General features: G+C 66.1%; 13 protein-coding genes. 6 read left to right on the forward strand and 7 right to left on the reverse strand.

The window, feature by feature from the left end; translation table 11 throughout:
• Positions 1-21: 21 nt before the first annotated feature.
• The 7 genes from LB520_RS22660 to pcaQ all read right to left on the reverse strand — a co-directional run bounded on the left by LB520_RS22660 (position 22) and on the right by pcaQ (position 6,661).
• On the reverse strand, positions 22-807 hold the full coding sequence (locus LB520_RS22660; protein WP_224523338.1) for a coniferyl-alcohol dehydrogenase: 786 nt from the start codon (positions 805-807) through the stop codon (positions 22-24).
• Between the two features lie 2 nt (positions 808-809).
• Positions 810-1,871: a branched-chain amino acid ABC transporter permease gene (locus LB520_RS22665; protein ID WP_224639447.1), complete on the reverse strand. Its 1,062-nt coding sequence runs from the start codon at positions 1,869-1,871 to the stop codon at positions 810-812.
• Positions 1,868-2,764, reverse strand: a complete 897-nt coding sequence (locus tag LB520_RS22670) for a branched-chain amino acid ABC transporter permease (protein ID WP_224639448.1) — start codon at positions 2,762-2,764, stop codon at positions 1,868-1,870. Before LB520_RS22670 ends, LB520_RS22665 begins: the two co-directional genes overlap by 4 nt.
• Positions 2,761-3,489, reverse strand: a complete 729-nt coding sequence (locus LB520_RS22675; RefSeq protein WP_224639449.1) for an ABC transporter ATP-binding protein — start codon at positions 3,487-3,489, stop codon at positions 2,761-2,763. The genes LB520_RS22670 and LB520_RS22675 overlap by 4 nt, the downstream gene beginning before the upstream one ends.
• Positions 3,486-4,226, reverse strand: a complete 741-nt coding sequence (locus LB520_RS22680; protein ID WP_318012125.1) for an ABC transporter ATP-binding protein — start codon at positions 4,224-4,226, stop codon at positions 3,486-3,488. The genes LB520_RS22675 and LB520_RS22680 overlap by 4 nt, the downstream gene beginning before the upstream one ends.
• Positions 4,227-4,245: 19 nt before the next feature.
• Positions 4,246-5,562, reverse strand: coding sequence for an ABC transporter substrate-binding protein (locus LB520_RS22685; protein WP_224639450.1), 1,317 nt, complete (start codon positions 5,560-5,562; stop codon positions 4,246-4,248).
• A gap of 181 nt (positions 5,563-5,743) precedes the next feature.
• A complete protein-coding gene (gene pcaQ / locus LB520_RS22690) occupies positions 5,744-6,661 on the reverse strand; it encodes a pca operon transcription factor PcaQ (RefSeq protein WP_095769789.1) in 918 nt (305 codons plus the stop codon).
• 92 nt (positions 6,662-6,753) lie between these two features.
• Here pcaQ and pcaD point away from each other — a divergent pair, with 92 nt between their 5' ends.
• From pcaD to pobA, 6 genes are read left to right on the forward strand one after another with little or no spacing between them, the layout of a single operon-like run.
• Positions 6,754-7,566 (forward strand): 3-oxoadipate enol-lactonase, encoded by an 813-nt coding sequence (pcaD, locus tag LB520_RS22695; RefSeq protein WP_224639451.1) that lies wholly within the window; start codon positions 6,754-6,756, stop codon positions 7,564-7,566.
• Positions 7,559-7,957, forward strand: a complete 399-nt coding sequence (gene pcaC, locus LB520_RS22700; protein ID WP_224639452.1) for a 4-carboxymuconolactone decarboxylase — start codon at positions 7,559-7,561, stop codon at positions 7,955-7,957. The genes pcaD and pcaC overlap by 8 nt, the downstream gene beginning before the upstream one ends.
• Positions 7,950-8,702: a protocatechuate 3,4-dioxygenase subunit beta gene (pcaH, locus tag LB520_RS22705; RefSeq protein WP_224639453.1), complete on the forward strand. Its 753-nt coding sequence runs from the start codon at positions 7,950-7,952 to the stop codon at positions 8,700-8,702. Before pcaC ends, pcaH begins: the two co-directional genes overlap by 8 nt.
• On the forward strand, positions 8,702-9,316 hold the full coding sequence (gene pcaG / locus LB520_RS22710; protein ID WP_224639454.1) for a protocatechuate 3,4-dioxygenase subunit alpha: 615 nt from the start codon (positions 8,702-8,704) through the stop codon (positions 9,314-9,316). Before pcaH ends, pcaG begins: the two co-directional genes overlap by 1 nt.
• A gap of 11 nt (positions 9,317-9,327) precedes the next feature.
• Complete coding sequence (locus tag LB520_RS22715; RefSeq protein WP_224639455.1) at positions 9,328-10,380, forward strand: 3-carboxy-cis,cis-muconate cycloisomerase; 1,053 nt, start codon at positions 9,328-9,330, stop codon at positions 10,378-10,380.
• Entirely contained in the window at positions 10,380-11,552 is a 1,173-nt protein-coding gene (gene pobA / locus LB520_RS22720) for a 4-hydroxybenzoate 3-monooxygenase (protein ID WP_224522919.1), read from the forward strand. Before LB520_RS22715 ends, pobA begins: the two co-directional genes overlap by 1 nt.
• The last annotated feature ends 9 nt before the right edge of the window (positions 11,553-11,561 follow it).

An 11,561-nucleotide genomic window follows, 5' to 3' on the forward strand; every position in this document is an offset into this window, starting at 1 on the left:
TTTCGCTGGAGCGTTGCAAAATTAGAAGCCAAGCACTTCCGCGTTGATCGACGCTTCGAGGCCGCCGTCGACCGGCACGTTGGCGCCGTTGATCCAGCGCGCGCCGTCGGAGCACAGGAACAGCACGACGGGCGCGATGTCGCCCGATGTGCCGGCGCGGCCGACGCGCGCGATATCGCTGTCGACCTTGGCGTCACCGAGGACCGAGCGGAACTGTTTCAGGATCGGCGTCTCGACCGGACCGGGGCTGACCGCGTTGACGCGAATGCCGCGGCTCTTGAACAGGTCCTGATGCGCCGCGCGGAAGGTCCACAGGAGCAAAAGCTCCTTCGAGACCGGATAGCCTTCCTCGTTCTTGACCGCGTGGTCGGCGATCACTCTGGCGACATCGGGAAAGCCCTCGACGCCAACCATCGAGGCGGCTCGGTTGAGATTGGCGCGCCAGCCGAAGCCGGCGATGGAGGCGACATTGACGATGGCGCCGCCTTCGCGAAGCCTTGGCGCCATCGCTTCCGAGAGCGCGCGCAGGCCGTAGAAATTGACGGCGAGCGTCGGCGCCGCGCCCATATTGCCGGAAAGGCCGGCGACGTTGCAGAGCGCGTCGATGCGCTGCGGCAACCGCGCCACGAGGTCGTCGACGCCGGCTTTGGACGAAATGTCGGACTTGACGAAGACGCCCTGATGTCCGGCCGGCTCGCGCAGGTCGACGCCGATGACGTCGGCGCCGAGTTGGCCCGCGAGTTCCGCCGTGCGGGCGCCGATGCCCGAGGCGACGCCGGTGATGAGGATCGTCTTGCCGAACAGCATGCTCATGCCTTCTCGCTGTGTGCCGCAGTGGGTGCTGGTGAAATGGCCTCGCCGGTCGGATCCGCCACGCTGGCGGGAAGCCTGACGCGGTAGCCGACCGACAGCAGGCGCCAACCAAAACGCTCTTCGAGCGTGCCCCAGAGGCCGCGCGGCAAGAGCAGCGAGAAGACCAGTGCCGTGGCGCCGAGCCCAATCAGGTACCAGACGCCGGTGCCGCCGAACCAGGTCTCGATGAGGAAGAAGAGCAGCGCGCCGAGGATGGCGCCCTCGAAGGTGCCGATGCCGCCGACCAGCACCATGAAGATCATGTAAGCGGTCCACTGCACGTTGAAATAGGTCTTCGGCTGGAAGGTGGTCGCGGTGGCCAGCCACAGCGCGCCGGCGACGCCGATGCCGAAGGCGGCGAGCATGAAGAGCAGCCGCTTGGTGCCGGTGACGCGCACGCCGACGGAGGCCGCCGCATCCTCATTGTCACGGATGGCGCGAATGGCGGCGCCGGTGCTGCCGCGCAGCAGACCGAACAGGATCGCGAGCAGGGCGGTCATCGACGCCAGCGCCAGCCAGTAGATGGTCAGCCGGCGTGTCGATGCATCGTAGACGTTGAGCGAGATCAGCGACGTGCCGGTCTCGCCCTGGATCAGCCGGTCGAGATTGACGAGCAGGTGGGTGAGCGCCGCGATCACCCACATGCCGATGGCGAACTCGCCGTTCCTCAGGCGAAGCATGAACAGCGAGATCGGCCAGGACACCGCGCCGACAATGACCGCCGAGACAAAGAGCGAGACGAACGGATTGAGTCCGGCACTGGCGAGGCGGATGGCGAAGTAGGCGCCGAGGCCGAAGAACACCTGCTGGCCGACCGAGACCAACCCGCCGAAACCGGCCAGCGCATTCCACATGGCGGCGAGGATCACATAGATGAACAGCGCCGTCATGCGATCGACCGCGCCGGCCGACAGGAATTGCGGCGCGACGGCGAGCAGCAGAATGATGGTCAAAACGCCGATGCCGGCGCTGCGCGAAGCGGCCGTGCCACGCTCGATGACCGGGGAGGCGGCGCTCATGAGGCTTTCCGCGTGGAGAGGCGCAGCAAGCTGTGCAGGCCGAGGCCGGAAGTGTAGAGCCGGATGAACAGCACGATCAGGAAAGCGACGTGGCCGCCGATGAGGAAACCTTGCGGATGGATCCTGGCGCCGAGCGTTTGGGCGAGCGCCAGCACGATGCCGCCGATCAGCGTTCCCCAGAGCGAGCCGGCGCCACCGATGACGGCGGCTTCGAAGGCGAACAGAAGTTGCGTTGCGCCGGCATAGGGATCGAAAGTGGCGCGCATGCCCAGGAAGGCGCCGGCGAGACCGACCGTGACCATGGCGATTGCCGCGGCTATTGCCATGGAGCGGCGCGCGTCGACACCGACAATGCCGGCGGTATCAGGGTCTTCCGAGGTCGCGCGGATCGAGCGGCCTAACCCGGTGCGGGTGAGGAACAGTTGCAGTCCACCAAGCAGGACGACGGCCGTGATGAAGATGATCACCGCGAGCTTCCCGACATAGAGGCTGCCCGGCCATTCCCAGGAATCGTAGGACAGGCTGCCGATGAAGGGCGCCAGCGAGCGCGTGTCGGCGCCGAACTGTTCGAACAGCAAATTGTCGATGACGATGGCGAGGCCGAAGGTTGTGAGGATCGGCAGCAGCGCGCCGCCGCGCGCGCTACGCTCGAGCAGGAAGTGCTGCAGGGCCCAGCCAATCGCGGCCATCAGCGGCAGCACGACGAGCAGGCCCAGAAATGGCGAGATGTGGAAGCGCGAGGCGAGCAGCCACAGCGCGAAGGCCGACAGCACGGCGAGGCTGCCATGCGCCAGGTTGATGATGCGCATCACCGAGAACATGAAGGAGAGGCCGCAGGCGATCAGCGCGTAATAGCCGCCGAGCAGGATGCCCTGGACGATCTGGTTCATCATGCCGGCACGCCTCCGGCGCCTTTCCGGTGCAGGCCGAAATAGGCCTTGGTCACCTCGTCGCGCGACACGCTCTTGCTGTCGCCGGCAAGGACGATCCGGCCCTCCAGCATGCAGACCACCTTGTTGGAGACGGAGAGCGCGCGGTTGAGGTCCTGCTCGACCAGGATGATCGTCGTGCCGGAGCCGATCAGCCCCTGCAGGGAGGCATAGACGCGGTCGACGACCAGCGGCGACAGGCCGAGCGAGACCTCGTCGAGCAGGAGCAGGTCGGGATTGCTCATCAGCGCACGGCCGATTGCGGTCGCCTGCTGCTCGCCGCCGGAAAGATGCCCGGCCTTGGCATGGCGGCGCGGCTTCAAGTTGGGGAAGGTGTCGAGCACGCGTTCGACGCTCCAGTCGCCGGGGCGGCCGGCAGTGCGGCCCAGCAGAAGGTTTTCCTCGACCGTCATCTGCACGAACAGCCGCCGGCCTTCGGGAACCAGGGCGATGCCCTTGCGGACGCGTTCATGCGAAGGCACACGGGAGAGATCGTCGCCGTCGAAGACCACACGGCCCGAGGCCGCCTGGTGCGCGCCGGCGATTGCGCGCAGCAGCGTCGTCTTGCCCGCGCCGTTGGCACCGACCAGCGCCAGCGTCTCGCCGCGCTCGAGGCTGAAGCTGACGCCGCGCACCGCCTGCAGCAGGCCGTGGCGGACAACGAGATCCTCGGCCGACAGCAGGCTCATTTCGGGCCTCCGCCGAGATAGGCGCTGATCACCTGCGGGTCGGCCATCACCGCCTGCGGCTCGCCGTCGGCGATAATCTTGCCGGCGTCCATGCAGATCAGCCGTTCGGCCACTTGCAAAAGCACGTGGACGATGTGCTCGATCCAGACGATGCCTATCCTGCGGCGGCGCAATTCGCGGATGGTCTCGACGAGCTCGCCCGCCTCGCCGTCGGTCAGGCCGCCGCCGATCTCGTCGAGCAGAAGCAGCGTCGGTTTCGCGGCGAGCGCGCGGGCGAGCTCCAGCCGCTTGCGGTCGAGCAGGCCGAGCGTTTCGGCGCGGCGGTTGGCTATGCTGAGCATGCCGCAGAGCTTCAGCGAGCCGAGCGCTTCCTCATAACACTCGTCGCGGCCGAGTCCGGCGCCGTGCGAGGCGGCGACGAAGACATTCTCGAAGACGGTCATGCCGCCGAAGGGTTTCGGCACCTGATGGGTGCGCACCAGGCCCAACCGGCAGCGCTGCGTGGCCGGCAGCGTGGTCACGTCATCGCCCTTGAAGGCGATGGTTCCGGCGCTCGGCGGATAGGCGCCGGAAAGCACGCTGAGCAGCGTCGTCTTGCCGGCGCCGTTCGGGCCGACGATGCCGACCGCTTCCTCGGCGCCCATGACGAAGTCGATGTCGTCGAGCACCACAAGCGCGCCGAAGCGCTTGTGGATGCCGGCGGCGCTGAGGACGGCACCGTTGGGCGTCGCGTTCACGATGCGGTCCCCGACTTAATCAGCCGTTGTAAGGCTGGAGCTTGGCCCCAACCGGCACGTTCGGGTCGGTGGCGTTCTCGGTCACGACATAGTCGAGCGGGAATTTCGAGCCTTCCTTGGCGGCGACCCATTGCGTGCCGATGATCGGGCCGGGGGACACGTTCGCGACCGGGCCGCTGGTGAAGTCGACCTTGCCGATCATGGTCTCGGTCTTCAGCACGCTCAGTGCCTTGGCGACCGCCGCCTTGTCCTTGGCGTTGGAACTCGCCTTCAGGGCTTCGAAGCCGGCGTCGAGCAGCGACATCGAGGCGCCGAGCTGCTGTGTCCACTGCTTGCCGCTCGCCGCCTCGTAACCGTCGGCAAGCTCGGTGCCGGAGACGCCGGTCAGCGGCGACTTGTAGGGGAAGGCCTTGTGCCAATAGGCGGCGCTCGAGATCTTCATGCCGAGATCGCCGAGCGCCTCGATGTCGGAGGGGAACAGGCCGGTCTTGGCGACCTGGGCGATCTTGATCTGCCGGGTCAGCCCCTGCTGCGCGGCCTGGCGCCAGAAGGCGGCGAAGTCCGGCGGGATCGGGAAGGAGTTGAAGATCTCGACGCCTTCCTGCTTGAACAGCGCGATCTGCGAGGAATAGTCGGTTGTGCCGGTCTCATAGGCGCCGGGATCGACGATCGTAAAACCCTGCTTGGCCAGGAGCGGCGCGAGGTTGGCGCGAATGGCGTTGCCGTCGGCGTCGTTCGGATACATGACGCCGACCTTCTTGTTGGTCTCGATCAGGTTCCACTGCGAAATATAGGTCTTGAAGAATTCGCCGACGCCGAAGCCGAAATGATAGGTCCATTTGAAAGGCGAGGGCGCGCCCGGCTTGGCGCCGCGGCCGAAATACCACGCCTCCCACGGCATGACGGTGGAGAGGCACGGCACGCCGGCCGCCTCGCAGGCATCGGCGACCGGGTTGATCACCTCGGGCGTGGAAACGGCCAGCATCAGGTCGATCGCCTGGTTGTTGATCAGGTCTTTTGCCAACTGGCCGGCGCGCGACGGATCCGACTGGGTGTCCTGGTCGAGGATCTCGACGCTGTATTTCTTGCCGCCGAGCTCGATGCCGTTGGCCAGGGCCTTGCGGGCGAGGTCAAGCACATAGCCGTCGGTCTCGCCGAAGCCGGCGAGCGGGCCGGTGCGCGGGCTGACGAAGCCGACCTTGAGCGTGTCGGCGGCCTGCGCGAAAGCCTTGCCGCGGCCGAACGCAAGTGCTGCGCCACCGGCCATCGATGTGGCGATGAACTGGCGTCGTGAAATGCCCGATGTGGCGGGCTTGCTGCCGATATTATGAGACATCTGCTCCTCCCTCAGTCGCCGTTCGACACGACGGCAAACGGGTCTTCCGCTTGCGGCCGGACGGCACGGCTTTCGATCCTCCGGAGATCACATTGCACTAGCGGTTTGGTTCGGTAAAATGATATTTTACGGTGTTTTATTAACCGCTGGGTTAGCGAAATTCGAACTGCTAGCTCGATCGTCAGGCGTGGTGCCGCGCGGCTTCGCGGATCGTCTGCAGCAGGATGGTGAAGGCGGGCGAGGGCGCGGTGTCGGTGCGCATGGTCAAACCCACCGGCCCTTTGGTCTCCTCCGTATCCACCGGCAGCGCGACGAAAGCGCCGCTGGCGATCTCATTGGCAACGACGCCGGCCGAGATGATCCATACCGCATTGCTCTGGCGCATGAAGGAACGACCGAAGGAATCGGAAACGGTTTCGATCTCCGTGGCGGGCGCGGTCATGCCGTTGGTGATGAAGAGCCGGTCGACGAAGGGGCGTATGACGGATTCCCGCGTCGGCATCAGGACGGGGAAGTCGTCGAGCCGCGCGAAGATGTCTGCCCCGGGTTCCGACAGGGGATGCCCGGCCCGCACCACGAACAGCACCTGCTCGGAATAGAGATGTTCGAAGAAGAAGCCGGTCATGTGCTCCGGCGCCGCGAGCCGGCCGACGACGAGGTCGAGCGCGCCGACGCGCAACTGTTCGAGCAGCACGGCGTTCTCGCCGGTGACGATCTTGAGCGCGGCGCCGGTGTTTTCCTCGAGGAACAGGTTCATGGCGAGCGGCATCACGCGCGCCGACACCGTCGGCAGCGCGCCGATGCGGATCGGGTCGCGATGGAGAGCGCCGTCCTGGCGCACGGAATCGACGCCGCGCTTCAGCGCCGAGATCGCCGAGCCGGCATGGCCGAGGAAGATCTCGCCGAGACGCGTGACCCGGATGCCGCGCCCGTCGCGCTCGACCACGGCGACGCCGAGCGCTTCTTCCAGCTCACGCAAGGTCTTGGTCACGGCCGGCGCACTGACATGCAGGAAGTCGGCCGCGCGCGCCACGCTGCCTTGCCGAGCGACTTCGAGAAAGGCCTGCAGATGGCGGAAGCGGATCCGGCTTTCGGCCATGGTTCGATAACCTCAGAGTTAATGAAACGCCGCAAAATATCATTTTACCGAACCAAACCGCTGGTGCAATGTGGCTTTGGAGGATCGAAATCGTGCCATTCGTCAGCATAGGCGGCGTGACGCTGCATCACCGCTACATCGAGGCGACGGGCACGTCGCGTCCGATCATCTTCATCAATTCGCTGGGCACCGATTTCCGGATCTGGGACGGCGTCGTCGCGCGGCTTGCCGGCGAAATACCGATGCTCGTCTACGACAAGCGCGGGCATGGGTTGTCGGATATCGGCGGCGGCGTGCGCTCGATCGACGACCATGTCGACGACCTGCTGGGCCTCATCGATCATTTCGGCTTCGGAAAGGTCGTGCTGTGCGGCCTGTCGGTCGGCGGCCTGATCGCGCAGCGGCTCTATACCCGCCACCCCAAATGTGTCGAGGCTCTGATCCTCAGCGACACCGCGCACAAGATCGGCACGGATGAGAGCTGGAACACGCGCATCGCGACTGTCGAGCGCGACGGCATAGAGGCGATCGCCGACGGCGTGCTGAAAGTGTGGTTCACGCCGGATTTCCATGCAGCGCGCGCCGCCGAGCTGGCCGGCTGCCGCAACATGCTGACCAGGCAGGCGCTGCCTGGTTATATCGGGACATGCGCGGCGGTGCGCGATGCCGATCTTACCGACGCGGCGCGGCGTATCACTGCGCCGACGCTCTGCATCGTCGGCGATCAGGACGGCTCGACGCCACCCGACCTTGTTCGCTCGCTGGCGGATCTGATCCCAGGCGCCCGCTTCGAAATGATCCGCGATGCCGCGCACATCCCGTGCATCGAGCAGCCCGACGCGCTCGTCACCTTGATCCGCGATTTCGCCGCCTCATTGCCTGAGGAAACGTCTGCCCATGGATGATGTCACGAAGAACCGCTACCGGACGGGTCTCGAGGTCCGCCGCTCCGTGCTTGGCGATCCCCACGTCGACCGTGCCGAGGATGCCGCGACCGATTTCGACCGGCCGTTCCAGCAATTGATCACCGAGGCTGCCTGGGGAACGGTGTGGGCGCGACCCGGCTGGTCGAAGCGCGAACGCTCGATCGTGACGCTGGCGCTGCTTGCAGCACTTGGCCATGACGAGGAGGTCGCCATGCATGTGCGCGCCACCGCCAATACAGGCGCCACGCGGGACGACATCTGCGAGGCCTTCCTGCACGTCGCCGTCTATGCCGGCGTGCCGGCAGCCAACCGCGCCTTCAAGATTGCCAAGGAGGTGTTCGCGCAGATGGACGGAGCCGCCCATGGCTGAGCGAGGCTCGAACCGTTCACCCGAGACCGGCGCCTTCTTCCAGCGCGACCACCAGTGGCATCCGGCCGCCTTCACGCCGAACTACAAGAGCTCGGTGCTGCGCTCGCCCCAACGGGCATTGGTGGCATTCGACAACACGCTGTCGGAACTGACCGGACCGGTCTTCGGGCACGCGATGCTCGGCGAGCTCGACAACGACCTGATCCACAATTTCGCCAGGCCTGGCGAGAGCGCCCTCGGCGAGCGCATCATCGTCCATGGACGCGTGCTCGACGAGCGGGGCAAGGGCGTGCCTGGCGTGCTGCTCGAATTCTGGCAGGCCAATGCCGGCGGCCGCTACCGTCACAAGAAGGACGCCTATCTCGCCCCCCTCGATCCGAATTTCGGCGGCTGCGGCCGCACGATCACCGGCGAAGACGGCAGCTACGCCTTTCGCACGGTCAGGCCCGGGCCCTATCCGTGGCCGAATGGGCAGAACGACTGGCGGCCGGCGCATATCCATTTTTCCGTGTTCGGCCATGGCTTCGCGCAGCGGCTGATCACACAGATGTATTTCGAGGGCGATCCGCTGATCTGGCGCTGTCCGATCGTCGGCGGTATTTCCAACAGGGAAGCTATCGAGGCGCTGATCGCCGCGCTCGACATGCAGTCGACCATCCCGATGGATGCGCTCGCCTACAAGTTCGATATCGTGCTGCGCGGGCGCCGCTCGACATTGTTCGAGAACAGGCCGGAGGGCAATTGATGGCGCAGTCGCTCGACCGGTTGAAGGAAAGCCCTTCGCAGACCGCCGGCCCTTACGTGCATATCGGGCTGACGCCCAATTTCTGCGGCATCGGCGGCGTCTATGCGAACGACCTTGGCTCATCGATGATCAACGACCAAACCAAGGGCGAGCGCATCGAGTTGCGCATTCGCGTGCTCGACGGCACCGGCACGCCGCTCAAGGATGCGCTGATCGAGATCTGGCAGGCGGACGCCAACGGGCTCTACAATTCGCCGTCGGAATTGCGCGGCGCCGCCGATCCGAATTTCCCTGGATGGGGTCGGCAGCCGACCGCCATGGAAACGGGCGTCTGCCTGTTCCGGACGATCAAGCCGGGCCGCGTGCCGTTTCGCGACGGCCGGCTGATGGCGCCGCACATCACGCTGTGGATCGTGGCGCGCGGCATCAATGTCGGCCTGCACACCAGGCTCTATTTTTCCGACGAGGAAAAGGCCAATGCCGAGGACCCGATCCTCGCCCGCATCGAGCATCGCCTGCGTGTGCCGACGCTGATCGCCGAGCGCCGGGGCGATACTTACGTCTTCGACATCCACCTGCAGGGCGAAAAGGAGACGGTCTTCTTCGACAGCTGACCGGGGCCGCCATGACCGTTTCGCCCTTTGATCACCCGCTGCTTTCTGGCCTGCTCGGCGACGAAGAGGCGGCCAGACATTTTTCCGTCGAAGCCGACATCGCCGCGATGCTCAGCTTCGAACGGGCGCTGGCCGAGGCGGAGGCCGAGTGCGGCGCGATTTCCCGCGATGCGGCGACGGCGATCTCGAAGGCGCTGGCGGCGTTCCGGCCGGATACGGCGAAGCTGCGCGCCGGCGTCGCCGCCGACGGCGTCGTGGTGCCGGAACTGGTGCGACAGATCAAGGCTGCTGTTGGCGTGCCGCACGATGCATTCGTTCATTTCGGCGCCACCAGCCAGGATGTGATCGATACATCACTGGTGCTGCGCCTGAGCGGGGCGGTCGAGCATGTCGGCCTGCTGCTCAGCGCGAACGTCGTGCGGCTCGCCGGACTCGAACAGGATTTCGAGGGCAGGGCGATGATGGCGGTGACGCGCATGCAGCCGGCGATACCGATCGTCGTGACGGACCGGATCGCTTCCTGGCGAGCGCCGCTCCAGCGTCACCAGGAACGGTTGAAGGAGCTCTCCGGCCGACTGCTTGTCGTGCAGTTCGGCGGCGCCGCCGGCACGCTGGAAAAGCTCGGCGACAAGGCCGCCGCAGTGCGCGCCGCGCTTGCCGCGAAGCTCGGCCTTGCCGACGCGCCGCAATGGCACAATCAGCGCGACGCGCTCGCCGAGTTCGCCGGCTGGCTGTCGCTGGTGACCGGCAGCCTCGGCAAGTTCGGGAAGGACGTTGCGCTGATGGCGCAGGCGGGCACTGACATCAAGCTGTCCGGCGGCGGCGGTTCATCTACCATGCCGCACAAGCAGAATCCCGTGAAGGCGGAAGCCCTGGTGGCCCTCGCCCGCTTCAATGCCGTCCAGCTTTCCGGCATGCACCAGGCGCTGGTGCATGAGCAGGAGCGCTCGGGTTCGGCCTGGACACTGGAATGGCTCATCCTGCCGCAAATGGTCATGGCGACGGCGGCCGCGCTCAGGCTTGCAGCCGAGTTGGCCGGACAGATCGAGAGCCTCGGTCATTGATGCGCACGCAAGTCGCCATCATTGGCTCGGGGCCGTCCGGGCTGCTGCTCGGCCAATTGCTTGCCACGATTGGCGTCGAGACAGTCATCCTCGAGCGGTCGAGCCGCGAGCATGTGCTTGGCCGGGTGCGCGCGGGCGTGCTCGAACAGGGCACGGTGGACCTGCTCGGCGAAGCGGGCGCGGCGGAGAGGCTCTATGAACAGGGCCTGCCGCATGCCGGCATCTCGCTCGCGTTTGACGGCCGCGCGCATCGCATCGACATGACGGCGCTCACCGGCGGCAAGCATGTAACCATCTATGGCCAGACCGAGGTGACGCTCGATCTGATGCAGAAGCGGGAAGCGGCGGGCCTTCCGACCGTCTTCGAAACGTCGAATGTCGCGCCGCATGATTTCGGCGGCGCGTCGCCCTTCGTCACCTACGACAAGGACGGCCTCATGCATCGCATCGATTGCGACTTCATCGCCGGTTGCGACGGCTATCACGGCGTCAGCCGCAGATCAGTGCCGGAGGGCGCGCTGAAGACGTTCGAGCGGCAATATCCGTTCGGCTGGCTGGGCATGCTGGCCGAGGTGCCGCCGGCCGACCGCGAGCTGGTCTATGCCAATCACGAGCGCGGCTTCGCGCTCTGTTCGATGCGCTCGCCGCAGCGCAGCCGCTACTATGTGCAGGTTCCAGCCGAGGAGCGCGTCGAGGCCTGGTCGGACGACCGCTTCTGGGACGAGTTGCGCCGCCGCCTGCCGCCGGCGACCGCTGCCGCCGTCACCACCGGCCCATCGTTCGAGAAGTCGATCGCGCCGCTGCGCTCCTTCGTCGCCGAGCCGATGCGCTTCGGCCGGCTGTTCCTGGTTGGAGACGCCGCCCATATCGTGCCGCCGACCGGCGCCAAGGGCCTCAACCTCGCTGCCAGCGACGTGCGCTATCTGTTTGCGGGACTTCGTGAATTCTACCGCGAGAGTTCGGAAGTAGGGCTCGACGCCTATTCGGCCAAGGCGCTGTCGCGGGTGTGGAAAGCGGTGCGCTTTTCCTGGTGGATGACGACGATGCTGCACCGCTTTCCCGAGACCGGTGAATTCGGCCAACGCATCCAGGAAGCCGAGCTCGACTATCTCGTGCATTCCAAGGCCGCTTCCACGGCGCTGGCCGAAAACTACGTCGGTCTGCCTTATTGATCCGACCGG

It is taken from the genome of Mesorhizobium sp. CA12 (assembly GCF_020165255.1).
In the GTDB taxonomy this organism is placed as follows: domain Bacteria; phylum Pseudomonadota; class Alphaproteobacteria; order Rhizobiales; family Rhizobiaceae; genus Mesorhizobium.